Here is a 26,625-nt window from a genome sequence, read left to right as displayed (position 1 = left end):
CAAGCAACGGCTTAAGCCCCTTATAAATCCCAGTGATACGTAGCGCTGCATAGCCTTCCCTGGACGCCAGCAACCTGTGCGACAAGGTCCAAGCGATCCGCGAGCCCCCGATGCGAACGTCAGCGATACCTTCATGCGCGCGGCGGCGAAGCTGCTGGCCGTCGACCAACGCCTGGGCGGCGTCGGCATCGTCGGCGTCGCCTTCAACTGGTCCGAGGCCTGGGCGGACTTCGACCGCTACGGCGGTCGCAAGCGGCTCAGCGCCAGCAGCGCCGCCAGCGCCAGCACGCTCAGCCCGCCCAGCAGCGCGAACGTGACCGGCGCGCCGGCCTGCTCCATCGACACCGCCAGCGCCGGCGGCGCCAGGGCGTTGATCAGATTCATCGGCAAGGCGATGGCGGCCATCGCCGCCGCATAGCCGGCCTTGTCGAAGAACACCAACGGCATGGTGGCCCGCGCCACCGCGAAGGCGCCGCTGCCGACCCCGAACAGCAGCAGGTAGCCGACGACCGGCAGCAGGCCCGCGCCGCCGATCCAGATGGCGGCCAGCCCCAGCGGAATCATGGCGCCCGCGGCAATGCCGGTGGACAGCCCGTCCCAGCGCCCGCCGCCCAGCAGGTCAAGCAAGCGCCCGCCGACCTTGAAAACGCCCAGCAGCGACGCAACCGCGACGGCGCGCGCCAGATCCATGCACATGGCCTGCAGCAGCGGCACGCCCACGGCCTGGATGCCGAAGGTGACGAAACTGTTCAAGGCTATCGCGGTCACCAGCAGCACGAAGATCCTGCCATGGGAGCCGGCGCCGCGCCGCGCGGCCACTGCCGCCGTCGCTTCGGTCGCGGGCAGGCCGAACCAGAGCAGCGGGCCCACGGCCAGCGCCATGACGGCGGCGTACACGAGCAGCGCATCGCGCCAGCCGATCAGGTGATCGAGAAACGCCGTGACCGGCAGGAACACGCTGCCCGCCAGGCCCGTCACCAGCATCAGCGTGCCGATGAGGCCGCGCGCCTGTTCCCGCGCATATTCCACGACGTAGGCATAGGCGGCGGTCGTCAGGAAGGCGGCGCCCGCCACGCCGATCAGCGCCCAGGCGGCCCAGAAGGCCATTAGGCCCGGAGACAGCGCCAACAGGGCCAGGCCCAGTCCGATCAGCGCGGCGCCCGCCGCCATCGCCTGGCGCGTGCCGAACCGGCGGAACGCGCGGGCGGTCAGCGGCGCGGCCAGCCCCATCGCGACATACATGACCGACGTGCCCAGGAATATCGACGGCAAGGTGGCGCCCAGGTCGGACGCGACCGGCGCGGCGATGACCGGCAGCACGCCGACCACGCCCCAACCGACGATCTGGGTCAGCGACAGCAACAACAGGACAAGGAAATGGCGTTGCATCGTCCACTCCTCGATCCGGGTGGGACAGTTGCATGGCGACGGTCAGGCGCTCCGATGCGACGGGGCGGTGGGGGAGTTTACCCCCGCCAAACGCAACGCCGCGTTGCGCGCTCTTCTCTTTTTTTCCCGCCGCGCGCCGGCCTAGCGCCCCTTGTCCATCGACAGCGGCACGCCCCAGATCGGATCTTCCATGCCCTGCTTGCCCAGCGGCGTGATCTGCATGGGCTGCAGCTTGGCCAGCAGCGCCTGGTGCTCGGCGCTCAGGGTCCGCTGCGCCAGGTACTTCTGCGCGAACTCCATCGGCGCCGGGCGGGTGTAGACGGTCAGGTCCTCCAGCGGGCACTCGATCATCTTGGGATCGACCGCGCGGCAGGCCGACTGGCGGAACTTGTAGCTGGGCGTCTTCAGGTGCATGCGCTGGCTCAGCACCAGTTGACCGCCCTGCAGCGTGAAGCTGGCCAGCGCCTGCTTGGGCGGGATGCGCGCCTGCACCTTGATGGCGGGAATATCGCGCGAATCGGTTTCCTCGTAGTAGCCCGCCGGCATCCCCGCCGAGGTCTCGGTGTATTGCTGCTCGCCCCAGCTCACGCAGGCGCCCGAGGCCACGTGCACGGCCGTGCAGACCTGGCGCGTCTTGGTCTCGCTGTGGGTGGTGGCGTCGCGCCACGCCTGCTGCCTGTAGAACTCGCGATAGAGTTCCGGCGAAAGATAGGCGGTGCCGTTGGCGCCGCGGCCCGATCCCTCCGGCCCGCGCTTGGCCCCGACCTGATCGAGCAGCGCATTCAGCTTGTAGTCGTCGCCGCCGGTCAGCAGGTACTTGCCGGGCGGCAGGATATGCACCTCGAACGCCTGGAACAGGTAGGTTTCCTTCGGGTCGCGCTTGAGCGTATTGGTCTGGAACTTGCGGCTGAAGGTCACCTGCGGCGCCTTCTCGTGCATCCAGATCACGGTCGGAGTCCACTGCGTCATGGTCAAGGCGTCTTTCAGCGTCGCGTGCGGCATCAGGTCGGCCACCAGCACCACCGCCATGTCTGCCTTCAGCGCCTCGTTGATCAGGTCCAGCAGTTGCCCGTAGCGCGGATCGTCGCGGGTGCCGTATCCGTTCGAGGACGGCATGTTCACGCACCCCGACAGCGCCAGCGTAAGCGTCAGGAGGGACAAGGCAAGGCGCGGGCGCGGCAAGGTCATGGATCGGTCCTTAAATGAGGCTGAATCGGTCTGAGCGCGCATGCTACTGCCTCTGGGCCGGAGCGCAAGCGCGGCGAGGCACGCTGAAACATTGGGCCACGCGGGCAACACGGTGGGATTTCGCGCGGCCGGCGCGATGGGGCGGACGCCACGCCCGCATGCGCACGGGCCGCGGCGCGATGACGCGCGGCGATACGGTGCCGGGAGGCTCGCGCAGGGCGCGCTCGCAAGAAAACTATTGTTGCGATTGTTTCTGAAGACGCGGGCCTTTGCACCGAGGCCGCGCACCCGCCGCCCGAGTCTCCTCCCGCAATCTTGCCGCGACGCCGACCTTGATATCAGACCGCATTAAGACGCCAAACCGCGTTTTCCCGCAAGGACAAATCTAGAATCGGATGGGCGTCGCTTCCGCGATGCCGCGCTGGCGGAAGAAGGCCCGCCGTCCAGTCGTCGACGCAGTCCGTGGCCCGGGAAATCAATCGCAGGTATGCGCGTTCTTGTCGTTGAAGATCCGCCGGAATGGGCCGAAAGCGTGTCCAACCATATCGCCGGCCTCGGCCGCGGCGTGCACGTCTGCGGCACCCTGCAGGACGCGCTGGCGCACATCCGGCAGTCCCCACCCGGCATCCTGGTGACCGCCGCGTCGCTGCCCGACGGCGACATGCTCGGCCACATCGCGCCGCTGCGCCGCACGTTTCCCGCCATGGGCATCATCGTGCTAACCGACAACGTGCGCATGCCCGCTCAATTGCAGAGCCTGAGCGACGGCGCCGACCATTACCTGATCAAGCCGATCCAGCTTGCGCTGCTGGCGGTCACCGTCAGCGCGCTCGAACGCCGGCTCGTGACCGCGACGCCGGGCCCGATCTCGCACTGCAACTGGACCCTGGACGTGCAATCGCGCCAACTGCGATCGTCGGACGGCCAACAGCTAAGCCTGACGGCCAAGGAATCCATCGTCATGGCGACGCTGATCCAGAGTCCGAAGTACCCCGTCAGCCACAAGCGGATGTCGCAGAATCTCGGCTATCCGGCAGTCATCTACGATCAGCACCGCATCGACGCGCTGCTCTATCGGGTCCGCAAGAAACTCTCGACCCTGCGCGATGCCCCCTTGCAGATCCGCAACATCTATTCCGAAGGGTCCTTGCTGGTGCTGCGCGAGGGCAGGATCGGCATCGCGACGCACGACTGATTGCCGCGCGGCGGCGCCGCCGCGCCCGACGATGCCCGCCGCCGGCGCCCCTGCCCGCTCGCGCTCCACTGCGCCGTTGAGTATTCATGAGTTTTCGGCGGCGCCCAAACGCCTACACTACACATGTCTTGCAACTTTCCCCAAGAGAGACAAGGCCGAAGGCCCCACCCGCTTACCCGCGAGTGGGGCCTTCTTTTTCATGCGAGTAAAAGCTCGTGTTTCAGAAAATTTCCAGCAAAACTCATCAAAAATCATAAGACAGCCGTTTGCGCCGCGATCGTCTAAAGATCAATTTGGCAGGGTCGTAGTTTTGGCAACGGACGAACCCGAACGCTGATTCTCGGTTCATCACGTTGGCAATCGGGCAGCGCCGCTGCCCGCCTCGATCAAGCCTCACTCTGCCAAGGAGCTAACACATGGCTGCAGTCATCAACACCAACTATCTGTCGCTGGTCGCCCAGAACAATCTCAACAAATCCCAGTCCGCGCTGGGCACCGCCATCGAGCGCCTGTCCTCGGGTCTGCGCATCAACAGCGCCAAGGACGACGCCGCCGGCATGGCCATCGCCAACCGCTTCACGTCCAACGTCCGGGGCCTGACCCAAGCCGCCCGCAACGCCAACGACGGCATCTCGCTGGCGCAGACGACGGAAGGCGCCGCCTCCGAAATCACCGCCCACCTGCAGCGGGTGCGCGAACTGTCGGTGCAAGCCGCCAACGGCAGCTACTCGCAAGAGCAGCTCGACTCCATCCAGGACGAAATCAACGAGCGCCTCGCCGACATCAACCGCATCTCCGAGCAGACCGACTTCAACGGCGTGAAGGTACTGTCGGACAAGGCCACGCCCCTGACGCTGCAAGTCGGCGCCAACGACAACGAAACCATCACGCTGGACTTGAACGAAATCAGCGTCAAGACGCTGGGCCTGGACGGCTTCAACGTCAACGGCGTTGGCATTGTCGATAACAGGAAGGCCCAAGTCAGCGACATGATTGGCCCGAACATCCAGCTTGTGGCGGGCACGGACAATCAGTACGACGTCACGGAAACGAACACCGCCGCCACGACCACTGACCTGATGAGCCAGATGACGGACGGCAGTACCATTATCAAAACGACAGGCGCAGCGCCTGCAGGCGGCGGTACAGTACCTACCACCACCTACACGTATGACGCCGCCGCTGGCAACTTCGTCTACGACGATACCGATACGGATACCGCCGTCGAAGCAACCATCAGGGGCCAGATCGGCGCCAAGCCGATCGCGGCTACGTACATGAACAAGACCGCTCAGGCCGACATCCTGATCACCTCTAGCGGCAACATCACCGATGTCAACGGTAAGGCGCTGTACTGGGACCCCGCGGGCAATCTGTCAGTCAATGACGGCCTGACGGGTGGTGCCGCTCCGGGTGCCGCTGCTTTTACTCAGGCAACGCTAGCCGACGTGACGACCTACATGGGTACCGGCGCCACTGCTGAAGGCGTCAAACTGACCGTGAACGGCACGACGTACCAGAGCCAGGCCGCCGGGACGGCAGACATCAAGTTCCAGGCGACCATCACCAAGGAGAAGCTGGCGGCGGACCTCAAAGCCCAGCCTACCGCTACGCCTGCCGAAGTCAAGATTGAAGCGGGCGCGTTCAGCCTGACCCTGCAGGTAACGCAAACTGGCCAACTCGACACCGATGCCGATCATTTGCTGTATATGGATGACAAGCAGCAACTGACGACGGTGTCCAAAACTGTCCGACGCTACGAGTTCAATCCGGATACCGGCAACATCACTGCCATCGCGGGCGGCAGCACGTTCCATCATCAGGTTGCCGCTGCTATCGGCACAGACGTCACCGACAACAAAGACGTCGCCGTCAACGACTACGGCAAGAAGTTGTACGTCGCCAGAGCCGGCAGTAAAGCCGGCAGCCTGACGCTCGAAAGCACCAGCAAGGGCGACAAGACTGGCGACCCGATGAAAACGCTAGATTCCGCTTTCAACCTTCTGAACAAAGTGTCCGGCCAACTGGGCGCGGTGCAGAACCGCCTGGAGTCGACGATCAACAACCTGAACAACGTGATCAACAACCTGTCCGGCGCGCGCTCGCGCATCCTGGACGCCGACTACGCCACGGAAGTGTCGAACATGTCGCGCGCCCAGATCCTGCAACAGGCCGGCACGTCGGTCCTGGCCCAGGCCAACCAGGTGCCGCAGACGGTGCTGTCGCTGCTGCGTTGATCGCGTAGTCAGCCAGCCCATCGGGCCGGCCCCCTCCGTCGCGCGTTGCGGCGGGCGGGGGCCGGCCTTTTTGTCGTCAGCGAGATCGGCCGCGCGTCACGCCGGGCGGATCTACAATGCCCGTTCTCTTTTCGGGAGTCTTTCCATGCTCGGTGTCACCGACTATGGCGCATTCGTGCTCGCCTTCATCATGCTGCTGATCATCCCCGGCCCGGGCAATTTCGCCCTGTTGACCGCCACCGGCAAGGGCGGCATCAAGGCGGGCCTGGCGGCGACCTGCGGCGTGATCCTGGGAGACCAGGTGCTGATGTGGCTGGCGGTGGCCGGCGTCTCGGCGCTGCTGGCCGCCTATCCCACGGCGTTCCATATCGTGCAGTGGGCCGGCGCCGCGTATCTCGCCTGGCTGGGCCTGCAGATGATGCGCAGCAAGCCCGGCGCCGCGCCGCGTCCGAGCCGCATGGACAACGGCCGCTACCTGCGCCAGACCGCGATGATCACCTTGCTGAACCCCAAGGCGATCATGTTCTACATGGCGTTCTTCCCGCTGTTCATCGACCCGGTCCGGCATCAGGGCCTGGTGACGTTCGCCTTCATGGCGGTCACGGTGGCGGCGCTGACGTTTCTCTACGGTCTGGCGGCGGTGCTGCTGACGCACCACCTGGCCGAGCGCATGCGCGCCAACCCGCGCGTGGCGAATCTGCTGGAGCGGCTGGCGGGCGTGTTCCTGCTGGGGTTCGCGGTGAAGCTGGCGGCGATCCGTTAGGGCTGGCGGCCGGCGCGCGCACAGGGGTGTCACGCCCGCGCGCGGGCGTCCCGAGGCCGGAGCACCTGGCCGCTGCGCCTGCCCGACCCTGCCCCGAACGCCCAGGCAATCTCGCCGTTGACAAGGACATAATCGATGCCCTCGGCCTGGCTCGTCGGGGATGCCCAGGTGGCCACGTCCTTGATCCGATCCGCATCGAAGACGACCACGTCAGCGGCGTAGCCTGGCGCGATGCGCCCGCGGCCGGGCAGCCGGAAGTACGCCGCCGGCTTGCCCGTCATCTTGTGAACCGCCTGTTCCAGGCTGAACAGCCCGACGTCGCGGCAATAGTGGCCGAGCACGCGCGGGAACGTGCCCCACAGGCGCGGGTGCGGCGCGGGGTCGTGCGGCATGCCATCGGATCCGATCATGGTGCCCGGATAGGCCAGGATGCGCTCGACGTCGGCTTCGTCCATGATGAAGTAGATGGCGCCGGCCGGCTGCAACGCATCGACCGCGGCTTCGGGGCTCAGGCCCATGTCGCGGGCGATGTCGTCCAGGTCGCGTCCAGCGTATTGCGGATACGGGACCGACTTGGTCACGATGACGCGGCTGGACACCGCCAGGCGGTCCTTGCGCAGGATGGTCGAGCCGGCGACATAGGGGTAGCAGTCCAGGGCCACCTCCTGGCGCTGGCCAGCCTTGTCGATATGCGCGAGCGTCTGCACCGAGCGGCCATGGTTGCGCGGGCCGATCAGCTTGTGGTGCGAGATCAGCACGGGCGCATCGCCCGCGGCCCCCACGGCGAAGGCCTCGTCCAGCGCGGCGAAGATGCGGTCGCCTTCGTCGCGGATGTGGCTGGCGTACAGCCCGCCATGCTCGCGCAGCACGCTGGCCACCGCGACCAGTTCATCGAGCGTCGCCGGCATGGCGGCGGGATACGCGGTGCCGGAGGACAGGCCGATGGCGCCGCTCAGCATGGCTTCGCGCAGCAGCGCCTGCATATGTTCGATTTCCGCCTCGGTCGCGGGCCGGTCCAGGTCGTCCATCGCGGCGGCGCGCAGCGAGGTGTGGCCCACCAGGCATGCCGCGTTGACGGCGGGCGGATTCCTGTCCAGGTTGTCCAGGTAGGCGCCGAACGTCTCGTAGGGAAAGTCGCCAACGTCGTTGCCCAACAGGTTGACCGGCGCAGGCACGTCGCTGCGCCAGCCGGAACGCCACGGCGCCTGGCTGATGCCGCAATTGCCGGTGATGACGGTGGTGACGCCCTGGCTCAGCTTGGCGGGCATGCCGGGATCGATCGACAGGTAGCGGTCGTCATGGGTATGCGTATCGATGAAGCCCGGCGCCACGACGCGGCCGCCAGCCTCCAGCACCTGGCCGGCGATGGCGTCGCCCAGGTCGCCGACGGCCGCAATGCGGCCGCCGCGCACGCCCACATCGGCGCGGAGGCGGTCCGCGCCCGTTCCATCGATCACCGTGCCGCCGCGGATCAGCAGGTCGTAGCGTTCGAGGTCCATGAGGTTCAGTCGATCCTGACGTTGGCTTGCTTGATCACTTGCGCCCAGACGGGACGCTCGGCATGCGCGCGGTCAAAGAGCTGCTGGCGCGGTCCCACGTTCGGCACGTAGGCCATGCTCTTGAGCTTTTCCTGCACCTGCGGCGATTGCAACGCCTTGTTGAAGGCATCGTTCAGGTAATCCAGCACCTGGGGATCGGTGCCCGCGGGCGCGACAAAGCCGGTCCAGGCCACCGCGCGATAGCCTTTCAGGCCCTGCTCGTCCAGCGTCGCCAGCTCGGGCATGGTCGGGTCGCGCCGCAGGTCGGTCACCGCCAGCGGCACCACTTTGCCCTGCTCCACGAATCCGGCAATGGACGAAATGTTGTCGAACACCAGATCGGCCTCGCCGCGCAACACGGCCAGGTCCGCCTCGACGCCGCCCTTGTACGGCACGTGCATGAATTCCACGCCCGCCATCGCGCTGAACATAGCCGCGCTCAGGTGCCCGGTGGTGCCGTTGCCGCCGGACGCGACGACCAGCTTGCCCGGGTCTTTCCTGGCCATGGCGATCAGGTCGGCCACGCTCTTGACGTTCAAGCCCGGGCGCACGGCCAACAGGTTCTGCACCGAGCCGGTCAGGGCGACGGGCGCGAGCTGCTTGTCGGCGTCATAGGACAGCTTGGCGTAGAGGCTCTGGTTGATGGCCAGCGTGGCCACGTTGGCAAAGCCGATGGTGTAGCCGTCGGGCGCGGCATTGGCCACGGCCTGCGTGCCGATGATGCCGGAGGCGCCGGTGCGGTTCTGCACCACGAAATTGCCGCCGGTCTGCTTGGCCATTTCGGCGGCCAGCAGGCGCGACACGAGGTCGGGCGTCGTGCCGGTGTTGAACGGCACGACGATCGTGACGGGATGCTCGGGATAGGCGGCCTGCGCGGCGGATGCCGCGGTCAGGGCCAGCACCGCGCTCGCGGCCGCGAGCCAGCGCTTGGCGCTGCTTTGATACGTGGACATGGTTTTCTTCCTTGGACTGTTATAGGTGTATCCGCTCGGACTCTGCGGCCCTCGCGGGTCTTGCTGGACGCCTCACGGACGCCGGCACTGCGCGGCGGGGCCTTGCGGCGCCGCCGTTCCGGACTGCGGCGCGAACGCTCAGTCCAGGGCGATCTGACGCAATAGCGGCAGATCGATGTTTCCGCCAGACAGCACGATGACCGCATCACGGCCTTCGGCCGACAGCTTGCCCGCGAGCAGCGCGGCCAGCGCCACCGCCCCGCCCGGCTCGACCACGAGCCGCAATTCCTCCAGCGCGAACCGGATGGCGGCGACGACTTCCTCGTCGCTCACCGACACGGCGGCGCTCAAGGCGCGGCGGTTGATCGCGTAGGGCAGTTCGGCGGGCGTCGCAGCCTGCAGCGCATCGCACAGGGTCTTGGCGCCGGCCGGGTTGGTTTCGCGCCGGCCCGAGGCCAGCGAGCGCACCGTGTCATCGAATTCGCGCGGCTCGACGGCCACGATCCGCGCCTGCGGCGCCAGTTCGCGCAACACCAGCGAACAGCCCGCGGCCATGCCGCCGCCGCCGCACGGCGTGGCGAACAGGCCCAGGTTGGCGCGGGCCGCGGCGGGCAGGTCCTGCAACGCTTCCAGGGCCAGCGTGCCCTGGGCGGCCAGTACATCGGGATGATCGCCGGGCGGCAGCAGCGTGGCGCCGGTCTCGGCCAGCAGCCGCAGGCCGATTTCCTCGCGGCTTTCCCGCGTGCGGTCATAGCGCACGACCCTGGCGCCATGGCGCAGCGCCTTTTCCACTTTGTTCTCCGGCGCATCGACCGGCATCACGATGGTGGCGGGCACGCGCAGGCAACGGCTGGCCCAGGCGACGGCCTGGCCGTGGTTGCCGGTCGAGTAGGCGACCACGCCGCGCTCGCGCTGCGCCGGGTCCATGTTCAACAGGGCATTGAATGCGCCACGGGCCTTGAACGAGCCCGTCACCTGGAGGTTTTCCAGCTTCAGCCAGATGGGCGCCTGCGCCCGTTCGTCCAGGGCGGGCGAGCGCAGCAGCATGGTGCGACGCACGTAGGGCGTCAGCCGCTCGGCGGCGGCGGTCACATCGCGCAATTGCGGCACACGCAGGGTGCCGAGCAGTTCGTGCTCGATGGTCGTGGGTAGAGGCATCGCGGTCATGGGGCTGTCCTGCGGGATGAAGGGGTCAGGCGCGTTACGCCGAGGGAGTCCAGACGGCGGGCGCGACGCTGCCGGTCTGTTCGATGAGGCGGCCGTAGGCTTCGGGACGGCGATGCTTGGCGAAGTTGAAAACGGTGCTGCGCCCCAGCTCGCACAAGTCCAGGTCGCAATCGGCGACGATCAGCTCATCGTCCCAGGTGGCGGCCATGGCAATGATTTCGCCTTGCGGGTTGACGATGATGGAATGGCCCAGCAGTTCGTGGCCGTCTTCCGTGCCGGCCTTGGCGACCGCCGCGGCGAAGGTGGCGTTCTGGTAGCAGCCCGCCTGGATGGAGAGATGCGAATGCAGCACCCGCAGATGGTGCGCCTCGAAGCCGCGGTTGTCCTGGTTGCGGCTGGGCGTGTTGTAGCCCAGCATGACCAGCTCGACCTGCTGCAACCCGAGCACGCGCCAGGCCTCGGGCCAGCGGCGGTCATTGCAGATCAGCATGCCCAGATTGGCGTCCACGCCGGGCGCGACGGGCGCGCGCACCACCGGGAAGCCCAGGTTGCCGACTTCGAAATAGCGCTTTTCGAGATGCTGCACCTGGCGATGCTCGGCGAATTCCGCATGGCCGGGAAGATGCACCTTGCGGTACTTCAGGACGACCTCGCCATTGGGCGCGATGACGACCGAGGTATTGAAGCGGCGCTTGCGCACCACGCCGTGCTCATCGGGCTCCCAGGCCAGTTCGGCGTAGCCGAGGTAGACCATCAGCCCGTAGCGCTTGATGGCATCGAACAGCGGCTGCGTGGCGGGCGAAGGCAGACTGGTTTCGAACCAGCCATCCGCCTCGTCCAGGTCTTCGCAATACCAGCGCGGGAAGAAGGTGGTCAACGCCAGTTCCGGGAACACGACGACCTGGGCGCCGCGCTGACGCGCCCGCTCCAACAGCCGGATCATGCGGTCGATCGCCACATCGCGCCCCTCGGCGCGTTGGATCGGGCCCAATTGGGCGGCAGCGACGGTGACGATGCGGGACATGAATCAATCCTGAGAGAGAGGTTGCGAATTCACCGGCAGCATGACGCGGCGTCGGCCGCGCGAAAAGACGGCCCACGCTTGGCCGCGCCGCCGCCGACGACGCGCCACGGCGCGCGCAAGCCCATGAAAACAAATATCTTTTCCTACGCACCCGGCCATCGGAAAAGCCAACAGGACTGTGCATTTAGTTATGGACTGCGCGCAAAACATCATGGGAAATCGGCGGCGCGCGCGCCGCGCGGATTCCCCGGGGAATAAAATGGCGGGCAACGCATTCCCGTCCTCGACGCCCGCCTTATGTCCTGCCCGCTCCCCGCCACGCCTGGCGCGCTGACGCTCCGCCAGATCGAGGTTTTCCATGCCGTGATGCTGACCGGCTCGCTCAGTGAAGCGGGCCGCATGCTGTCGGTCACGCAGCCCGCCGTGAGCCGGCTGCTGGCCTCGGCCGAAAACCGCCTGCGCTATCGGCTGTTCGAGCGCGTCAAGGGAAGGCTGCATCCCACGCCAGAGGCCCGCCGCCTGTTTGCCGAAGCCGAGGAGATCTTCGGCCGCGTCAGCCGCTTCAACGAGCTGGCGGGCGCCCTGGGCGCGGGCGCGGCGGGCGCGGTAAGCCTGGTCTCGAGCCCCAGTTTCAGCGAGTGGCTCATCCCCCACGCGATCCAGAAATTCCGCGAACGGCATCCCGATACGCCGATCCGCTATCGGCCGCTGGCCTTCGACGCGCTGCTGCCGCACCTGCTCCTCGGACAGGCCGACTTCGGCATCGCCTCGATGCCGCCGCCGGTCAACGCCAATATCGTCAGCGAGGAAATCGGCCAGGGTTGGCTGGGCTGCGCCGTGCCGCGCGGCCATCCGCTGACCAAGCGCAGCCACGTGCGCGCCGAAGACCTGCAAGGCCATCTGCTGATCGGCTATGGCGCGGACACGCCATTCGGGCGCCTGGCCAGCCGCTTTCTGCATTCCGGCCCCGTGCCCGTGCAGCCCCAGATCGAAATCCGCTCCACGCCCGAAGCGCTGGCGCTGGTGCGACAGGGCGTGGGGGTGGCGCTGATCGAGTCGTTCGGCTATCACCCGAACTTCCGCAAGGATTTCATCCTGCTGCCCACCGAACCGGCGCTGGGCCACGCCATCCACCTGCTGCATCCGGCCAGCAGCCCGCTGTCCAGCACCACCAAGCGCTTTGCCACGGTGATCAAGGCCCTGATCAGGCAGGCGCAGCAAGGCGCCGCCTACTGAAAATCCAGTTGCGAGATGGGCCGCAGCCGCACGCCCTCTTCCAATAGCGCCAGACGCACGGCGCGCGCAATCTCCACGCCCTGCGGGTTGTCTCCATGCACGCAGATCGTGTGCACCGGCATCGCGATGACTTTTCCGCCCACCGTGCGGATTGCCTGTTCGCGCACCATGCGCAGCGCCTGCGCGGCCGCCGCGGCCGGGTCGTGGATCACGGCGCCCGGCTCGCTGCGCGGCAGCGTCAGGCCGTTGTCGCCATAAAGGCGATCGGCGAATACCTCGCAGGCCACGCGGATGCCCGCGCGGCGCGCGGCGCGCTCGGTTTCGTTATGGGGCGTGCAGACCAGCACCAGATCCGGGTCCAGCGCGCGCATGGCGCAGGCCAGCGCCTCGGACAGCGCGCGATCCTCGAAAGCCTGCGTGGCAAGGGCGCCGTGCACCTTCACATGCGTCACCCGATGGCCGGCCACGCGGGCCATGCCCTGCATCGCGGCGATCTGGTACGCGAGCATGTCGCCGAGGGTCTGCGGACTGTCGCCGATGATCTTGCGCCGGCCGAATCCCCACAAGTCGTTGAAGCCCGGATGGGCGCCCACGTCGATGCCCCGTTTCAGGGCGGATGCCGCGGTTTGGTGCATCACCGACGCATCGCCGCCGTGAAAACCGCAGGCCACGTTGGCCGACGTGATGAGGTCCAGCATGGCCTCGTCGGCGCCGATCCTGTAGGGGCCGAAGCTCTCTCCCAGGTCGGAATTGAGATCTACGTCGAGCATCTGAAGCACTCCCGAAAAAAGCGGATTTGAATGTTTGGCATACCGTTGGCATGCAATTTGCATGCCAAGGAATTGCCGAGGCGAAATGCCCGGGATCGGGCGGATCGACCCAACGCGCTTTTCTTATGGAATGGAGTCCCAACAATGAATTTCACATGGAAGAACGCCACGTGCGCCGTTGCCGCCGCGCTGGTGATGGCAACGGGCGCGGCCCAGGCGAACGAACTCAATTTCGCGAGCTGGGGAGGCAACTACCAGGGCGCCATCCGCGACGCCTGGCTCAAGCCCTTCTCCAAGGAGACCGGCATCACGGTGCATGAGGACACGGATCCGCAGGTCGCGAAGATCCGCGCCATGATCGACACCAAGTCGATCACGTGGGACGTGGTGACCGAGAACAGCGCCCGCCTGACTCGCGGCATCAAGCTCGGCGTCTTCGAGAAGATCACGCCGGACATGGTCAAGCAGGACCACGTGATCCCCAACGCCCGCAACGACTACGGGGTGCCGTCGGAGATCTTCGCCACCAACGTCGGCTTCTCGACCCAGGCCTTCCCGGCGGGGAAGCCGCAGCCCAGCACGTTCGCCGACTTCTGGGACGTGAAGAAATTCCCGGGCAAGCGCACCCTGCAGGACGACCCCGCGACGGTGATCGAGGCGGCGCTCATCGCCGACGGCGTCGCGCCTGCCGACGTGTACAAGGTGCTGGCGACGCCCGAGGGCCTGGACCGCGCCTTCCAGAAGATCGACGAGATCAAGCCCCATGTCGCCCGCTGGTGGAAGAACGGCGCGGAACCGGTGAACGCGCTGGCGAGCGGCGAAGTGGTGATGGCGCTGGGCTGGAACGGCCGCTTCCAGGCCGGCATCGACTCGGGCCTGCCCATCGCCATGGGCTGGGGCGACAGCATCGCCCAGGTCGGCTACTTCGCCATCGTCAAGGGTTCGCCCAATCGCGATGCGGCAATCAAACTGCTGAACTACATGATCCAGCCCGAACACCAGGCCGAATTCAGCAAATACATCGCCTACGGCCCGACCACCGAGAAGGCCCTGCCCCTGATCGACGCCAAGCGCCTGGAGCGCCTGCCGTCGACGTCCGAACGCCTCAAGCACAGCACCTTCCTGAATTCGGAGTTCTGGGACGCGAACGGCCCCGCCATCACGGAGCGCTACAACCAGGTCCGCGCCCGCTGATCTTCCTGCTTACCTACCCCGACGCCGGCGCGCGCGCCGGCGTCCCGAAGCCATGACTACGAGCACCGAAGCCCTCCCCCTGCCTGTCGCCAGACGCCGCCCTGGCGCGGCATCGCGGCGCGGCCGCGTCGCGGCCCTCGCCGCGCTGCCGCTGTTGCTGTTCCTGCTGCTGTTCTTCGCCGGCCCGATCGCGGGGCTGCTCGGCAACGGCTTCAAGGGCGAAGATGGCGGCCTGACGCTGGCGCACTACCGCCACCTGCTGGACACGCCGATCTACCGCATCGTGCTGGTCAACACATTCACGATCGCCGCCGCGGTCACGCTGGCATGCGTGGTGCTGAGCTACCCGCTGGCCTACCTGATGGCGACCGTATCGCCCACGGTGGCGCGCGTACTGTTCTTCGCGGTGCTGCTGCCCTTCTGGTCCAGCGCGCTGGTGCGCACTTCGGCATGGATCGCGCTGCTGGGCAAGAACGGCCCGTTGAACACCCTGTTGACGACGGTGGGCATCCTCGACCAGCCCATGGCGTTCCTCTACAACTTCACCGGCGTGATGGTGGGCATGACGCACGTGCTGATGCCCTTCGTGGTGCTGCCGCTGTATGCCTCGTTCCGGTCCCTGGACGGCAGCCTGGTGCAGGCCGCGCAAGGCCTGGGCGCCGGCTCCGCGGGTATCTTCAGCAAGGTCATCCTGCCGCTGACCAGCCCCGGCGCGGTCGCCGGCGGCATCATCGTCTTCATGAACGCGGTGGGCTACTACATCACGCCGTCGCTGATGGGCGGGCCGGCCCAGCGCATGGCGGCGGAACTGATTTCGCACAACATCACCGAAGAACTCAACTGGGGGCTGGCCTCGGCCCTGGCGGGCGTGCTGCTCGCCACGGTGCTGCTGTCGCTGTGGTTGTTCAACCGGCTGTTCGGCCTGAACAACCTGATCAGCGCCAGTTCCGGCAAGGGCAGCAACCACACGGGATATCGCCGCACGCCGGGCGGACGGGTGTCGGCCCTTCTGGGCGTGGCGTGCGCGATGTTCCTGCTGCTGCCCATCATCGTGGTCATCCCGATGAGCTTTGGCACCACGGATTTCCCGATTTTCCCGCCGCCCAGCTACGGCCTGCGCTGGTACGAGAACTTCTTCACCGACGGCAAATGGCTGTCGGCCCTGGCCTCCAGCACGCGGATCGCCGTGGTCGTGACGCTGCTTGCCACGGCGCTGGGCACCGCCGCCGCGCTGGGGGTCAGCCGGTTGGCCAAGCGTCGCCAGGGTTGGCTGGATGCCTTCTTCATCGTGCCGATGTCGGTGCCGGCCATCGTCACGGCGGTGGCGCTGTACTACCTGTTCGCGCCCATGGGCTGGGTCGCCAATTCCATGGCCGTCATCCTGGGCCACACGGTGCTGGCCGCCCCCTATGTCTACATCACCATGCGCGCGGCGCTGCGCAGCCTGGACCCCAGTCTGGAGCTGGCCGCGCTGGGCATGGGCGCGTCCTGGCCGACGATGTTCCGGCTGGTCATGCTTCCGGCGCTGATCCCGAGCCTGATCGGCGGCGCCGTCTTTGCCTTCGTCAGTTCGTTCGACGACGTGGTCATGGCGCTCTTCCTGACCACCATACGCAACCGCACCCTCCCCAAGCTGATGTTCGAAGGACTGGCCAACGACTTCGATCCCACCGTGATCTCCGCCTCCTGCCTGCTGGTCGGGGCAACGGCGCTGATCCTGCTCGCCAACCTGCTGATCGGCAGGAAGAAGGAACTCTGACATGCATATCGCCAACGACATCCTCCCGCAACGCCCGCCGGAAAGCCAGGGCAAGGAACTGACGCTCGCGGGCATCCACAAGCGCTATGGCGACTCGGTCGCCCTGCCCGAGGTAGACCTGACCGTGGCGCGCGGGGAGTTCTGCACGCTGCTGGGCGCGTCCGGCTCCGGCAAGACCACGCTGCTCAAGATCATCGCCGGCTTCGAGCATCCGGACGCCGGCACCGTGACGATCGGGCGACGCGACGTCACGCACACCCCGATCGCGGACCGCAACATCGGCATGGTGTTCCAGAACTACGCCCTGTTTCCGCACATGAGCGTATTCGAGAACGTCGCCTTTGCGTTGCGCATGCGGCGCCTGAACGACGACGACATCCGCCGCCGCGTGGGAGAGGCGCTGGACCTGGTGAGCCTGGCGCCCCTGGCGGACCGCAAGCCCGGCGCGCTTTCCGGCGGGCAGCAACAGCGCGTGGCGCTGGCGCGCGCGCTGGTGTTCACGCCGGACATCCTGCTGATGGACGAACCGCTCGGCGCGCTGGACAAGAACCTGCGCCAGTCGATCCAGCTCCAATTGCGCCGGTTGCACCAGGAATTGGGCCTGACCGTGGTCTTCGTCACGCATGACCAGGAAGAGGCGATGAACCTGTCGGACCGCATCGTCATCCTGGAGCAGGGCCGCATCGTCGAGGCCGGCTCGCCGGAAAGCCTGTACCGCAAGCCCGCCAGCGCGTTCGTCGCCGGCTTCCTGGGCGAGTGCAATTTTCTGCCCGCCAACGACGGCGTGCTAGGCGTGCGGCCCGAACACCTGCGGCTGGGCAACCGCCTGGCGGGCGGCGACCAGCGCCATGCCGGCAAGGTGGTGGCCTCGACCTTCTGCGGCGCGCACTGGAAAGTCTTCATCGAAGCCTATGACAAGGTGATCCTGGCCTATGCGCCGCTGGACCTGGACACGGTCCAGCGCACGCCTGGCCAGGCGGTGACCTGGGGCTTCCATCCGACCGACGCCATGGCATTCGCCAGCGCAGCATGACGCCCGCCACGCCTTCTTCCGGCGGCGCGGCCGCGCCGCGCATCGTGGCCGCGGGCGACAGCACGCTGCTGGTCGAATTCGCCGACCACATCGACGCCGAGACCAACGCGCGCGTGCTGGCGCTGGCGCACGTCCTGCGGCAGCGCCTGCGCAAGACCGCCGGCCTGTCGAGCGTGGTGCCGGCGTACCGCTCGCTGGCGGTGGGCTTCGATCCGCTGGCAATCGAACATGACGCGGTGCGCGACCTGATCGCGCGCAGCCTGGACGCCAGCGCGCTGGCGCCGGCGCCCGTCCCGCGCCGCTGGGAGGTGCCCGTCTGCTACGGCGGCGAACACGGCGAGGATCTGCTGGCCATCGCGCGGCAACATCAGCTCGACCCCGCGCAGCTCATCGCGCGCCACACGGCGCCGGTCTACCGCGTCTACATGGTGGGATTCCTGCCTGGCTTTGCCTATCTGGGCGGCCTGGATCCCGTCCTGCACACCCCGCGCCGGGCCATGCCGCGCGCGCATACGCCAGCCGGCAGCATCAACATCGGCGGCCAGCAGACCGCCATCGCCTCGGTGCCTGGCCCCAGCGGCTGGCACCTGATCGGCCGCACGCCGTGGCGCAGCTTCGATCTGCGCCACGCCAACCCCTTTCTGTTCGAGGCTGGCGACGAGATCGTGTTCCGGCCCATCGACGAGGCGACGTTCGAACGCCTTGCCGCCTGGCAGGACGATCCCGCCCATCGTCCGCAACCGGGTCCCGGAGTCGACCCATGAGCGCGCGACTGCTCGTCGAAGCGCCCGGCATGCTGACCACGGTGCAGGACCTCGGCCGCCCCGGCCATGAGCACATGGGCGTGCCCCCTTCCGGCGCCATGGATCCGGGCGCACTGCGCGTTGCCAACGCGCTCATCGGCAACGCGCCCGACGCCGCCGCGCTGGAGTTCACACTGCTGGGCGGCCGGCTGCGGGTGCTGGGCGCGGACTGCGTCATCGCCTTCGCCGGCGGCGCCGCACTGCACGTGGGCGCGATCGGCACTTCGCCCGCGCGCGCGCTGGCTCCTTGGCAATCGCACCGCGTGCCCGCGGGCGCCAGCTTGACCATCGGCCCGCTGGAACGCGGCGTGCGCGGCTATCTGGCTGTCGGCGGAGGCATCGCCGTCACGCCGGTCCTGGGCAGCGCCTCCACCCTGACGCGCGCCCGGCTCGGGGGCCTGGACGGACGCGCGCTGGCCCGCGGCGATCTGCTGGCGACCGGCGCGGGCCGGCGCCGGTCGCCGCGGCGCTGGCTGACGGCCCGAGAGGCCCAGTGGTTCTACCGGGACGGGCCGATTGGCGTCGTCCTCGGTCCGCAGCAGGATCATTTCGCGCCCGGCGAAATCGCGCGGTTTCTGGGCGCCACGTATCGCCTGGCCCCGCAGTCGGACCGCATGGGCCTGCGCCTGACGGGTCCCGCCATCGCGCATGCCCGGGGGGCCGACATCATCACCGATCCCATTGCGGCAGGCAGCATTCAGATCCCGGGCGCGGGGCAGCCCCTGATCGCCATGAACGACCGCCAGACGACCGGCGGCTACCCCAAGATAGCGACCGTCATTTCGGCCGACCTGCCGCGACTGGCGCAGATGCGGCCGGGCCAGCCGCTGCGCTTCGAAGCGCTGGAACCCGCGCAGGCCGTGCGGCGTTGGCGCGACTATTCGGATTGGATCAGCGCCCGCGAGACCGCATTGCGGGCCGATCCGAACTTTCCCATTTTCCCCCTACTGTATCCATGATCCCCATGTCCATCCTTCCCGCCACGGAAAGCCCATCGAGCCCGTCCCTGGCGACCGCCGCGACGCCCGCCGAGGACGCGCGCGACCTGGTCGACGAGGCCTACTCGACCCTGCTGGACATGATCCAGCTCGGCAAGGTGCCGATCAACCAGCCCCTGCAGGAGCGCAACCTGGCCAGCGCCCTGGGCGTATCGCGCACGCCGCTGCGCGAAGCGATGAGCCGCCTGATCGGCGCCGGCTTCGCCGTGCGCACCGCCCGCGGCCAGTTGATCGTGCCCGAGCCGACGCTGCGCCAATACCTCGAGATATTCCAGATGCGCGTGCTGCTGGAAGGCGACGCCGCGGCGGCGGCGGCCACCCGCATGCCGCCGGAGCTAGCCGCTGCCCTGCTGGAGCAGGTCAGCGAGATCCGGCGGCGGCGGCAGACCACCCACGAAGAGAACCATCGCATCGACAACCTGCTGCACGACAGCATCGCCCAGGCCAGCGGCAACAGGCTGATGGCGCAGGCAATCCACGACCTGCGCATCAAGGCGCGGTGCTTCGACCGCAACGGCGCACCCGAGCGGCTGATTCCAGGCTGCGAAGAACACATGACCATCCTGCAGGCGATCCTGGATCGCAACCCGGACGCCGCGCGCGCCGCGATGCAGGCGCATCTGTGCAACGTGCGCATCGGCCTGGTCGCGCGGCACACCGAGATCTGACATGGATTGCTCCACCGATATGCCCTGCCCCAAGCCCCTGCTCATCATCATGAATCCGGTCACGCAAGGCGACCGGGACCAGATCGCCCGCCATTTCGAGGTCGTCTTCGCCCCGACGCCGGAGCGGTACGCCCAAGCCGTCGCCGACCATGCGCCGCGGGTCGAGGTGGTGATGACCATCGGCGCCATCGGCCTGACCGCCGACCAGATGGACGCCTTGCCCAACCTGAAGCTGGTGTACTCCATGGGCGCCGGCCACGAGAGAATCGACCTGGCACACGCGCGGCGGCGCGGCATCCCGGTCGCCAACGGCGCGGGCACCAACGACAGTTGTGTCGCCGACCACGCCATGGGCATGATGATCGCCATCATCCGCGGCATTCCGCGCCTGGACCAACTGACGCGACAAGGCGCCTGGCGCACGCAACTGCCGCTTCCACCCAATGTGTCGGGCAAGAAGCTGGGCATCATCGGCCTGGGGGGGATCGGCGAGAAGGTGGCGTTGCGGGCGCAGGCCTTCGAGATGCAGGTCGGCTACCACAACCGCGGCCCGCGCGCGGGCTCGCCGCATCGCTATTTTGCGTCCGTGATGGAGCTGGCGCAGTGGGCCGACGTGCTGCTCGTGGCCGTTCCCGGCGGCGACTCGACCCGCCACCTCATCAACGACGCCATGCTCGCGCAGCTCGGCCCGAAGGGATACCTGATCAACATCGCGCGCGGCAGCGTCGTCGACACCGACGCCCTGGAACGCGCGCTGCGCCGCCAGACCATCGCCGGCGCGGCACTGGACGTCTATGAAGGCGAGCCGCTGCTGCCCGCCGGGCTTGCCGACCTCACCAATCTGGTCGTGACGCCGCACGTCGCTGGCTGGTCGCCCGAGGCGATGCAACGGATGGTGGACAAGTTCCTGGAGAATGCGCGGCGGCTGTATGCGGGGCAAGCGTTGTTGACGCCGCTGTAGGCGGCGTGGCTGGCCGAGCAGGACGCCGAATCGCCGCCCCAACGGCGGATTCAATCCACGGGCCGATGGCAGACGGCTTCGACGTTGTGCCCATCCGGCCCGATCACGAAAGCCGCATAGTAATTGGAATGATAGTGAGGACGCAGGCCCGGCGGACCGTTGTCTTTTCCGCCGGCCGCCAGCGCCGCGGCGTAGAACAAGTCCACCTGTTCCCGGGAATCGGCGGCAATGGCGATATGCAAGGGCGCGCTGACGCGGGATTGCGCATACAACCACAGCGATGGCTTGCCCTGCCTGCCCAGGCCGATGCTTGCCGGCCCCTCCATGGCCAGCCCTACGCCGAGCGGCGCAAACGCCTTGAGAAAAAACTCGCGGCTCCGATCCATGTCGCTGACACCAAAACCGATATGATCAAACATGTTTTTCTCCGTTGTCGTCGCCATCGGCGCATACCGTCACAGGCGTTCGGGCCGACCGATTTTCGGGCCCACGCGCGAGGCGGCAGCGCTCGTCCGGCGAAGCGCCCGCGCCCGGCGCGAGATCTCCGCGGGGATCATTCCCCTTTCCTGCGCGAGCGGAACGCCGCCACTTTCATGCGGTTGCCGCACAGGGCCATGCTGCACCAGCGGCGCCGGTGCGACTTGGTCTTGTCGTGGAACATCAGCGTGCAGTCGTGCGCCTCGCATTGCCGCACCAGTTCGAGCTGCGTGTCGGTCAGCAGCCTGACGACGGCCTGCGCGACGGGTTCGAGAAAGCTGGCAGCATCGTCGCGACGGCGCTGACGCACCACCTTGAACGACGCGCTGGCGTCATCCCACCGCAGTTCCTTGGACGCGCGCCCCGCCTGGAGCACCTGGTTGACGACGCTGGCATCCGAGGCCCCTTCCTGCTTGGCGGCATGCACCAGCGACCTGGCGTTGTCGCGCAGCCGCAGGGCCAGCGTCTTCAACCCCTTGGGCGCGGCGCCGACGTCCTCGGGCAGCACCCCGGCGAGCTTCAGCCAGGCCAGCACGGCCTCGTCGTCGACGAAGCAATCGTGATGCGCCGCCCCCACCCCGAATTCACTATTGATGAAATCGAGCGCGAGGTCGTCTCCGACGAACAGCGGGGCCTTCGGGTTTTTGGCGGTTTCCAGCATGCGTCCAATGTAACCCATAAAAAATAAATTGACCAGTTACCAAAATCATGAGTAACCTTTTAAATCCGATTTATCGGTTACAAGGAGATTAGTCATGACCACGAAGACATCGATGGGCGCGGCCGGACTGGCGGCGTTGGCGCAGGCTGGCGACACGCAGGCAGCCCGCCTCCAGGTCCGCCACCGCTTCGAGCAGGTGGGCGACGTGAAGGTGTTCTACCGCGAGGCGGGCGCGCCCGACGCGCCGACGGTGCTGCTGCTGCACGGCTATGCCGCGTCCTCGTTCATGTACCGCAATCTGATTCCGATGCTGGCGGACAAGTACCACGTCATCGCGCCGGACCTGCCGGGTTTCGGCTTCACCGAAGCGCCCGCCCGCGGCGAGTACGCCTACACGTTCGACCAACTGGCCCGGACCATCGACCAGTTCACCCAGCAGCTCGGGCTGGACCGCTACGCCATCCAGGTGTTCGACTACGGCGCGCCGGTGGGCTGGCGCCTCGCGGCGGCGCATCCCGACCGCATCACCGCCATCATTTCGCAGAACGGCAACGCCTACGAGGAAGGATTGGGCCAGGGCTGGGCGCCGATCCAGCGATACTGGAAGGAGCCGTCGCAGGCCAATCGCGAGGCGCTGCGCGACTTCCCGACGCCGGCTTCCATCGAATGGCAGTATCTCGAAGGCGTGCCCGACAAGACCCGGGTCGCGCCCGATGCGATCGCGCTGGAAAGCTATCTGGTGTCCCGCCCGGGCAACGCCGAGGTGCAGTTGGACCTGCTGCTGGACTACGCGTCGAACGTGGCAAAGTACCCGGCGTTCCAGGCGTATTTTCGCGAGCACCAACCCCCGCTGCTGGCCGTCTGGGGCAGGAACGATCCGTTCTTCCTGCCCGCCGGCGCCGAGGCGTGGAAGCGGGACATCCCGGGCGCGGACGTGCGGTTCTACGACACGGGGCACCTGGCGCTGGAGACGCATGGGGCGGAGATTGGCGGGGTGATCCGGGAGTTCCTGGATCGGAATGTGGGGTGATCCTGCGACGGGCGGATAGCTCGACGAGCGCGCGCGCATCCTGGTGAACGCGCTTCACTTCCCGGCCCGGGCGGCGGGCCCGTTCGCGCACGCCGACCCGACCTGCGCCCAACATCTCCCGCACCGTGTTGCCCCTCGGCTCTGTCAACTGCCCCTCAGCGACGAAGCCCTCCAGCCATTGCGCCACACCGCGACATTCGTAGGGACCGGCCTGGCGGCACGAGAACCTCGCAGCCCATGCCAGCCTTGCCACCATCCGGAAATGAAAAAAGGCACTCCGCTTTCGCGCAAGTGCCTGATTTCATTTGAATTCTTTGGGGTGACTGATGGGACTCGAACCCACGACAACCGGAATCACAATCCGGCGCAATTTCTAGGTTTTATGCGGGTCTCCGCTGGAAACTGGTGGCATGGCGTACCGGAGCAAGACCTCGGTCGCTACCCGGTTCACCCGGGCCGACGGCCCGCCCCTGGGCATCGCCGGCCTGATCCAGGCTGTGGGTGTACGAGTGACCGATTGCATGGCAAACGGCACAAGTAGCTTGAACGTTCTGTAGCCGGTAGGCTACAATAAAAACTCGTATCTAGGCTTTTCGCGGACAGATACCATGATCACATCGCATGAAGACAATTCTGACGACCGAAGTCTACGATGCCTTTGAAGCAAAACTTAAGGATCTTGCGGGCCGCGCGCGCATTCAAGCACGCATACAGCGACTGGCCCATGGAAACCCCGGCGATCATCGCAACTTGAGGCATGGGGTCTCCGAGCTGCGTATCGACGTAGGACCTGGCTACCGTGTCTATTACACGGAACGAAGGGACGGAACAATCGTAGTCCTGCTTGTTGGCGGCGACAAATCCACCCAGCAGCGAGATATTGCCGTTGCCTATGAATTAGCGGATCAACTGTAAGCATGCGCCGCTTGACGGCAAGACGACATCGAGCCATTAAGCGAGGCCGCTCCAACAACGACCGGAGCAATTCATGATCAAACTGAAGACACGCGAATACGACATTGCGGAGCGTTTGCGGACGCCGGAAGAAATGGCGCTCTACCTGGACGCCTGCATCGAAGAAAGTGACGGTGATGCAGCATTCATTGCAAAGGCGCTTGGCGATATTGCTCGGGCTAAAGGCATGACCCAGGTAGCGAAAGACGCCGGTCTGTCGCGCGAGAGCCTATACAAGGCATTATCTGGTGAACGTGCCCCGGACTTTTCCACCATCCTGAAGGTGGCGCGCGCGCTCGGATTGCGCCTGCATGCGTCTGCGGCCTAGATCTAAACAGGCACATTTTCCAAGCGCATCCGTCGGAGAGTTGATACTCTCGCGCCGGCCTCCGATGACCACCCCTACCCCGCTCGCCGCGGAGCCTTCTCGTACTCCGCGATCACGGCCATCGCGAAATTCAGCGATGCCTGCATCGACGCCAACATCTGCCGTACGGCTTCAATAGGATCAGTCATTGATTGCGCAACCCGCTCCGCTGGTGCAGCAGCAGCAGCAGCAGCAGCAGGTTTACGGATCGAAGCTACCCCGCGGGGCAGCCGTCCTCGCCGCGCGGCATTCTTCACCGGCTGCAGGTCGGCGGTAGGCAGATAGGCAACCTCCGGCGCCTGGGACGCTTGAGTGAATTTTGAGTCGGTGCTACCTTCCATTCGTGATTCTTCCTTCCTACAGGGCTTGTCACAGATCTAAGCATGCCATTACCCGTCGACTCGGGTATCGCAACGAGGCGCCTCGTATAAATGCGGCTATGCTCGTCAAATGCCGCTCAGCGGCCCCCGGCGTCATCCGGGAACGTCACACTGCCCGGCGACACGGCGAACTGGCGCACTTCGGCGTTGGCCCGTTGCGTCTCCCCGGTCGTCCCGAACCAGAACGCCAGCACCTGCTTAAGTTCATTGAACCAATACCCGATCACGGTCCCAATGGTCAGGCTGGCGGTGGCATCGCGCAGCAGCCCTTCGGCCATGCCGGAGAACACGAAGAAGACGATGCCCGCCGCGCCCAGCAGCAACAGGACAGTGACGGCCGGGCGCACCCAATCCCTGGGTTGCCGCGCGGCCAAGCGACGGGCGCTGTCGCGGTCGGCCGCCTCGGAGGCGTGCTGCGCTGTCGCCGCCTGGAGCCGGTTCTGTTCGGCCGTCACTGCCAACTGCTGAAGCTGCACCCGGGAATTAGTTTCCAGCTCCTTGAGTTTTATGGCGGCCTGAGGGTCTCGCAGGATGGCCGCCGACACGGAATCCGGCGACGCATCGGTGCCCAGCGCCGTAGCCAACAGGCCGCCCACGGCAACGCCCGCCGGCCCGCCCAGGATGCCGCCCAGCACGGGCGCGGCCTTGCTGACGACACCCGCCAAATCCTTCCAGTCCATCACGCATCCTCCGCCGCATACTTCAGGTTGCCCGCCACACGCCGCGCCCAGCCCTTGCCGAAGGCCGGCCAGGTCGAGAGCTTCGTGTAGAAATCCAGACGCTCCGCATTGAAGCGCGCCAGCACATTCGCGACGGGCACAGCGCGCACCGCCGCCAGTGTCGCCGGGCCGACGACCCCATCGTCAGCCACGCCCACCGCCCGCTGCAAAAAGCGGATGGCCTGGCCGATTCCGTGATTGACGGCAGCGTCGAACACCTGGAACGCAATCGCGCCGTCGTATTGCTCGGCCTTGGCGCGGCGCCAATAGGCAGCCCGGTAGATTTCCCTGGCCTGCTCGCGCGTCAGGGTACGCATGGAGCCGGTGTAGCCGGCCTCACGCGCGGTGCGCAGCGTGATGCCCCAATTGGTTTCGCCGCCCGGATCGTCGGGGTGGTTCACGTAGCCCCCTTCATGGCCGATCAGGCGATCGAATGCAGTATCAAAATTCATCATTTGCCGCCTGTAATGTTGGACACGATGCCGGCCCACAATGCAGCGGCCAGCGCGGCCGCGGCCACACCGATAAATGCAACGGTTCCCTGATCGGCGACCTTGCGCAGTTTTCTGCCAAAGCGCAGATCAGCACGGAATTCTTCGACCTGTTCCGGCACGTCCACGTCCACGCCCAGAATGGCGAAGAACTTCTTCACGGCAAGGTCGGCCGCTTGCTGGCAGACCTGCGTTTCACGTTGTTCGTTCATAGTTGCTTTTATGCTTTCAGCGTGGCCGCGAAGCGGAACAAGTCGTCCCGCTTGCCCTGGTCAATTCCCAGTACGTCCGCCGCCGCGTTGAACATGGCGCTGCCATGCTCGACGGTTTGCAGCTCGTCCCAAGCGCGGCGGTAATACGCTGGCGTGGCCGGATCATTCATCATCGCCTCGAAAGCATCGAACGGCGTCCAATCCGGCCGGTCGTCCCGCGGCCACGGAGTCAGCCGCATCGCTTCGCGCAATTGGTAGCGGGTGACAGCCTGCGGTGGATCTGCGGCAGGATCGGGCGCGGGCATGTCTTCGATATTGGCTGGTTCGAGCGTTGGCGGCACGCTCAACTGTAATGACCCAGTGAAAACCTGCTCACGTCATAATCGAGGGAATTGACGATGAGCATGAAGATGGAAGACGACATCAAACGCTGGACGGCCAAGCGCAAGAGCGCGCTA

At 66.6% G+C, this 26,625-nt stretch carries 28 protein-coding genes; 14 read left to right on the top strand and 14 right to left on the bottom strand.

Features of this window, described 5'->3' with window-relative positions; genetic code table 11:
• Window positions 1-237: 237 nt before the first annotated feature.
• Both HV783_RS25180 and HV783_RS25175 read right to left on the bottom strand, forming a co-directional pair.
• Window positions 238-1,389: an MFS transporter gene (locus tag HV783_RS25180; RefSeq protein WP_175190091.1), complete on the bottom strand. Its 1,152-nt coding sequence runs from the start codon at window positions 1,387-1,389 to the stop codon at window positions 238-240.
• Between the two features lie 141 nt (window positions 1,390-1,530).
• Entirely contained in the window at window positions 1,531-2,577 is a 1,047-nt protein-coding gene (locus HV783_RS25175; protein ID WP_144654640.1) for a hypothetical protein, read from the bottom strand.
• Window positions 2,578-3,064: 487 nt separating this feature from the next.
• Here HV783_RS25175 and HV783_RS25170 point away from each other — a divergent pair, with 487 nt between their 5' ends.
• The 3 genes from HV783_RS25170 to HV783_RS25160 all read left to right on the top strand — a co-directional run bounded on the left by HV783_RS25170 (window position 3,065) and on the right by HV783_RS25160 (window position 6,772).
• The gene (locus tag HV783_RS25170; protein ID WP_175190090.1) at window positions 3,065-3,772 is read left to right on the top strand and encodes a response regulator transcription factor; all 708 of its coding nucleotides are present in this window, start codon (window positions 3,065-3,067) and stop codon (window positions 3,770-3,772) included.
• A 416-nt stretch (window positions 3,773-4,188) separates the two neighbouring features.
• Window positions 4,189-6,009, top strand: a complete 1,821-nt coding sequence (locus tag HV783_RS25165) for a flagellin N-terminal helical domain-containing protein (protein ID WP_116791995.1) — start codon at window positions 4,189-4,191, stop codon at window positions 6,007-6,009.
• 145 nt (window positions 6,010-6,154) lie between these two features.
• A complete protein-coding gene (locus HV783_RS25160; RefSeq protein ID WP_054503152.1) occupies window positions 6,155-6,772 on the top strand; it encodes a LysE family transporter in 618 nt (205 codons plus the stop codon).
• Between the two features lie 29 nt (window positions 6,773-6,801).
• On the opposite strand, the gene HV783_RS25155 is transcribed toward HV783_RS25160, so the two are convergent.
• From HV783_RS25155 to HV783_RS25140, 4 genes are all read right to left on the bottom strand, one after another.
• Complete coding sequence (locus HV783_RS25155; protein WP_175190089.1) at window positions 6,802-8,271, bottom strand: N-acyl-D-amino-acid deacylase family protein; 1,470 nt, start codon at window positions 8,269-8,271, stop codon at window positions 6,802-6,804.
• 5 nt (window positions 8,272-8,276) lie between these two features.
• On the bottom strand, window positions 8,277-9,263 hold the full coding sequence (locus HV783_RS25150; RefSeq protein ID WP_054503154.1) for a Bug family tripartite tricarboxylate transporter substrate binding protein: 987 nt from the start codon (window positions 9,261-9,263) through the stop codon (window positions 8,277-8,279).
• Window positions 9,264-9,401: 138 nt separating this feature from the next.
• On the bottom strand, window positions 9,402-10,430 hold the full coding sequence (locus HV783_RS25145; RefSeq protein WP_082401952.1) for a threonine ammonia-lyase: 1,029 nt from the start codon (window positions 10,428-10,430) through the stop codon (window positions 9,402-9,404).
• Window positions 10,431-10,464: 34 nt separating this feature from the next.
• Entirely contained in the window at window positions 10,465-11,454 is a 990-nt protein-coding gene (locus HV783_RS25140) for an N-carbamoyl-D-amino-acid hydrolase (protein ID WP_054503155.1), read from the bottom strand.
• A 297-nt stretch (window positions 11,455-11,751) separates the two neighbouring features.
• On the opposite strand from HV783_RS25140, the gene HV783_RS25135 reads away from it, so the two are divergent.
• A complete protein-coding gene (locus HV783_RS25135) occupies window positions 11,752-12,690 on the top strand; it encodes a LysR family transcriptional regulator (RefSeq protein WP_054503156.1) in 939 nt (312 codons plus the stop codon).
• On the opposite strand, the gene HV783_RS25130 is transcribed toward HV783_RS25135, so the two are convergent.
• Window positions 12,684-13,460 carry a LamB/YcsF family protein gene (locus tag HV783_RS25130; RefSeq protein ID WP_054503157.1) on the bottom strand — a complete coding sequence of 259 codons (777 nt, stop codon included), beginning with the start codon at window positions 13,458-13,460 and terminating at the stop codon, window positions 12,684-12,686. The genes HV783_RS25135 and HV783_RS25130 overlap by 7 nt on opposite strands.
• Window positions 13,461-13,604: 144 nt before the next feature.
• Here HV783_RS25130 and HV783_RS25125 point away from each other — a divergent pair, with 144 nt between their 5' ends.
• From HV783_RS25125 to HV783_RS25095, 7 genes are read left to right on the top strand one after another with little or no spacing between them, the layout of a single operon-like run.
• Window positions 13,605-14,654: an ABC transporter substrate-binding protein gene (locus HV783_RS25125; RefSeq protein ID WP_175190088.1), complete on the top strand. Its 1,050-nt coding sequence runs from the start codon at window positions 13,605-13,607 to the stop codon at window positions 14,652-14,654.
• Window positions 14,655-14,706: 52 nt separating this feature from the next.
• Window positions 14,707-16,413: an ABC transporter permease subunit gene (locus tag HV783_RS25120; RefSeq protein ID WP_081273533.1), complete on the top strand. Its 1,707-nt coding sequence runs from the start codon at window positions 14,707-14,709 to the stop codon at window positions 16,411-16,413.
• A gap of 1 nt (window position 16,414) precedes the next feature.
• Window positions 16,415-17,446 (top strand): ABC transporter ATP-binding protein, encoded by a 1,032-nt coding sequence (locus tag HV783_RS25115; protein ID WP_064526107.1) that lies wholly within the window; start codon window positions 16,415-16,417, stop codon window positions 17,444-17,446.
• Window positions 17,443-18,210: a 5-oxoprolinase subunit PxpB gene (gene pxpB / locus HV783_RS25110; protein ID WP_054503160.1), complete on the top strand. Its 768-nt coding sequence runs from the start codon at window positions 17,443-17,445 to the stop codon at window positions 18,208-18,210. The genes HV783_RS25115 and pxpB overlap by 4 nt, the downstream gene beginning before the upstream one ends.
• Window positions 18,207-19,208 carry a 5-oxoprolinase subunit C family protein gene (locus tag HV783_RS25105; protein ID WP_175190087.1) on the top strand — a complete coding sequence of 334 codons (1,002 nt, stop codon included), beginning with the start codon at window positions 18,207-18,209 and terminating at the stop codon, window positions 19,206-19,208. Before pxpB ends, HV783_RS25105 begins: the two co-directional genes overlap by 4 nt.
• A 5-nt stretch (window positions 19,209-19,213) precedes the next feature.
• Window positions 19,214-19,915 carry a GntR family transcriptional regulator gene (locus HV783_RS25100; protein WP_231132984.1) on the top strand — a complete coding sequence of 234 codons (702 nt, stop codon included), beginning with the start codon at window positions 19,214-19,216 and terminating at the stop codon, window positions 19,913-19,915.
• Between the two features lies 1 nt (window position 19,916).
• Window positions 19,917-20,876, top strand: a complete 960-nt coding sequence (locus HV783_RS25095; RefSeq protein WP_054503163.1) for a 2-hydroxyacid dehydrogenase — start codon at window positions 19,917-19,919, stop codon at window positions 20,874-20,876.
• Between the two features lie 50 nt (window positions 20,877-20,926).
• Here HV783_RS25095 and HV783_RS25090 read toward each other — a convergent pair whose 3' ends face one another.
• The gene (locus HV783_RS25090) at window positions 20,927-21,295 is read right to left on the bottom strand and encodes a VOC family protein (RefSeq protein ID WP_054503164.1); all 369 of its coding nucleotides are present in this window, start codon (window positions 21,293-21,295) and stop codon (window positions 20,927-20,929) included.
• A gap of 134 nt (window positions 21,296-21,429) precedes the next feature.
• Entirely contained in the window at window positions 21,430-22,014 is a 585-nt protein-coding gene (locus HV783_RS25085; protein WP_054503308.1) for a CGNR zinc finger domain-containing protein, read from the bottom strand.
• Window positions 22,015-22,126: 112 nt separating this feature from the next.
• Between HV783_RS25085 and HV783_RS25080 the strand changes: the two genes are divergently transcribed.
• From HV783_RS25080 to HV783_RS25070, 3 genes are all read left to right on the top strand, one after another.
• Window positions 22,127-23,044: an alpha/beta fold hydrolase gene (locus HV783_RS25080; RefSeq protein WP_437341330.1), complete on the top strand. Its 918-nt coding sequence runs from the start codon at window positions 22,127-22,129 to the stop codon at window positions 23,042-23,044.
• Window positions 23,045-23,665: 621 nt separating this feature from the next.
• Window positions 23,666-23,959: a type II toxin-antitoxin system RelE/ParE family toxin gene (locus HV783_RS25075; RefSeq protein ID WP_116791988.1), complete on the top strand. Its 294-nt coding sequence runs from the start codon at window positions 23,666-23,668 to the stop codon at window positions 23,957-23,959.
• Window positions 23,960-24,032: 73 nt separating this feature from the next.
• On the top strand, window positions 24,033-24,326 hold the full coding sequence (locus tag HV783_RS25070) for an addiction module antidote protein (RefSeq protein WP_116791987.1): 294 nt from the start codon (window positions 24,033-24,035) through the stop codon (window positions 24,324-24,326).
• 74 nt (window positions 24,327-24,400) lie between these two features.
• Here the strand turns inward: HV783_RS25070 and HV783_RS25065 are convergent, their stop codons facing one another.
• From HV783_RS25065 to HV783_RS25045, 5 genes are all read right to left on the bottom strand, one after another.
• Complete coding sequence (locus HV783_RS25065) at window positions 24,401-24,706, bottom strand: hypothetical protein (protein ID WP_175190085.1); 306 nt, start codon at window positions 24,704-24,706, stop codon at window positions 24,401-24,403.
• A 116-nt stretch (window positions 24,707-24,822) separates the two neighbouring features.
• Complete coding sequence (locus tag HV783_RS25060; protein WP_175190084.1) at window positions 24,823-25,425, bottom strand: hypothetical protein; 603 nt, start codon at window positions 25,423-25,425, stop codon at window positions 24,823-24,825.
• The gene (locus HV783_RS25055; protein ID WP_367646404.1) at window positions 25,425-25,919 is read right to left on the bottom strand and encodes a glycoside hydrolase family 108 protein; all 495 of its coding nucleotides are present in this window, start codon (window positions 25,917-25,919) and stop codon (window positions 25,425-25,427) included. Before HV783_RS25055 ends, HV783_RS25060 begins: the two co-directional genes overlap by 1 nt.
• Window positions 25,916-26,167 (bottom strand): hypothetical protein, encoded by a 252-nt coding sequence (locus tag HV783_RS25050; RefSeq protein WP_144654632.1) that lies wholly within the window; start codon window positions 26,165-26,167, stop codon window positions 25,916-25,918. Before HV783_RS25050 ends, HV783_RS25055 begins: the two co-directional genes overlap by 4 nt.
• Window positions 26,168-26,175: 8 nt before the next feature.
• On the bottom strand, window positions 26,176-26,508 hold the full coding sequence (locus HV783_RS25045) for a hypothetical protein (RefSeq protein WP_175190083.1): 333 nt from the start codon (window positions 26,506-26,508) through the stop codon (window positions 26,176-26,178).
• Window positions 26,509-26,625 lie beyond the last annotated feature (117 nt).

Origin of the sequence: Achromobacter dolens, assembly GCF_902859745.1 — a bacterium.
In the GTDB taxonomy this organism is placed as follows: domain Bacteria; phylum Pseudomonadota; class Gammaproteobacteria; order Burkholderiales; family Burkholderiaceae_B; genus Achromobacter; species Achromobacter dolens.
The sequence above is the reverse complement of the archived record's forward strand: the minus strand, read 5'-3'. Positions and strand labels throughout refer to the sequence as shown.

Bases quoted from the DNA above. Each gene is read 5' to 3' on its own strand.
- HV783_RS25055 (WP_367646404.1), bottom strand. From the start codon at position 25,919: ATGATGAATTTTGATACTGCATTCGATCGCCTGATCGGCCATGAAGGG.
- HV783_RS25090 (WP_054503164.1), bottom strand. From the start codon at position 21,295: ATGTTTGATCATATCGGTTTTGGTGTCAGCGACATGGATCGGAGCCGC.
- pxpB (WP_054503160.1), top strand. From the start codon at position 17,443: ATGACGCCCGCCACGCCTTCTTCCGGCGGCGCGGCCGCGCCGCGCATC.
- HV783_RS25105 (WP_175190087.1), top strand. From the start codon at position 18,207: ATGAGCGCGCGACTGCTCGTCGAAGCGCCCGGCATGCTGACCACGGTG.
- HV783_RS25070 (WP_116791987.1), top strand. From the start codon at position 24,033: ATGATCAAACTGAAGACACGCGAATACGACATTGCGGAGCGTTTGCGG.
- HV783_RS25100 (WP_231132984.1), top strand. From the start codon at position 19,214: ATGTCCATCCTTCCCGCCACGGAAAGCCCATCGAGCCCGTCCCTGGCG.
- HV783_RS25130 (WP_054503157.1), bottom strand. From the start codon at position 13,460: ATGCTCGACGTAGATCTCAATTCCGACCTGGGAGAGAGCTTCGGCCCC.
- HV783_RS25115 (WP_064526107.1), top strand. From the start codon at position 16,415: ATGCATATCGCCAACGACATCCTCCCGCAACGCCCGCCGGAAAGCCAG.
- HV783_RS25160 (WP_054503152.1), top strand. From the start codon at position 6,155: ATGCTCGGTGTCACCGACTATGGCGCATTCGTGCTCGCCTTCATCATG.
- HV783_RS25140 (WP_054503155.1), bottom strand. From the start codon at position 11,454: ATGTCCCGCATCGTCACCGTCGCTGCCGCCCAATTGGGCCCGATCCAA.
- HV783_RS25075 (WP_116791988.1), top strand. From the start codon at position 23,666: ATGAAGACAATTCTGACGACCGAAGTCTACGATGCCTTTGAAGCAAAA.
- HV783_RS25180 (WP_175190091.1), bottom strand. From the start codon at position 1,389: ATGCAACGCCATTTCCTTGTCCTGTTGTTGCTGTCGCTGACCCAGATC.
- HV783_RS25050 (WP_144654632.1), bottom strand. From the start codon at position 26,167: ATGAACGAACAACGTGAAACGCAGGTCTGCCAGCAAGCGGCCGACCTT.
- HV783_RS25150 (WP_054503154.1), bottom strand. From the start codon at position 9,263: ATGTCCACGTATCAAAGCAGCGCCAAGCGCTGGCTCGCGGCCGCGAGC.
- HV783_RS25165 (WP_116791995.1), top strand. From the start codon at position 4,189: ATGGCTGCAGTCATCAACACCAACTATCTGTCGCTGGTCGCCCAGAAC.
- HV783_RS25125 (WP_175190088.1), top strand. From the start codon at position 13,605: ATGAATTTCACATGGAAGAACGCCACGTGCGCCGTTGCCGCCGCGCTG.
- HV783_RS25120 (WP_081273533.1), top strand. From the start codon at position 14,707: ATGACTACGAGCACCGAAGCCCTCCCCCTGCCTGTCGCCAGACGCCGC.
- HV783_RS25170 (WP_175190090.1), top strand. From the start codon at position 3,065: ATGCGCGTTCTTGTCGTTGAAGATCCGCCGGAATGGGCCGAAAGCGTG.
- HV783_RS25095 (WP_054503163.1), top strand. From the start codon at position 19,917: ATGGATTGCTCCACCGATATGCCCTGCCCCAAGCCCCTGCTCATCATC.
- HV783_RS25060 (WP_175190084.1), bottom strand. From the start codon at position 25,425: ATGGACTGGAAGGATTTGGCGGGTGTCGTCAGCAAGGCCGCGCCCGTG.
- HV783_RS25175 (WP_144654640.1), bottom strand. From the start codon at position 2,577: ATGACCTTGCCGCGCCCGCGCCTTGCCTTGTCCCTCCTGACGCTTACG.
- HV783_RS25085 (WP_054503308.1), bottom strand. From the start codon at position 22,014: ATGCTGGAAACCGCCAAAAACCCGAAGGCCCCGCTGTTCGTCGGAGAC.
- HV783_RS25080 (WP_437341330.1), top strand. From the start codon at position 22,127: ATGGGCGCGGCCGGACTGGCGGCGTTGGCGCAGGCTGGCGACACGCAG.
- HV783_RS25065 (WP_175190085.1), bottom strand. From the start codon at position 24,706: ATGGAAGGTAGCACCGACTCAAAATTCACTCAAGCGTCCCAGGCGCCG.
- HV783_RS25135 (WP_054503156.1), top strand. From the start codon at position 11,752: ATGTCCTGCCCGCTCCCCGCCACGCCTGGCGCGCTGACGCTCCGCCAG.
- HV783_RS25145 (WP_082401952.1), bottom strand. From the start codon at position 10,430: ATGACCGCGATGCCTCTACCCACGACCATCGAGCACGAACTGCTCGGC.
- HV783_RS25155 (WP_175190089.1), bottom strand. From the start codon at position 8,271: ATGGACCTCGAACGCTACGACCTGCTGATCCGCGGCGGCACGGTGATC.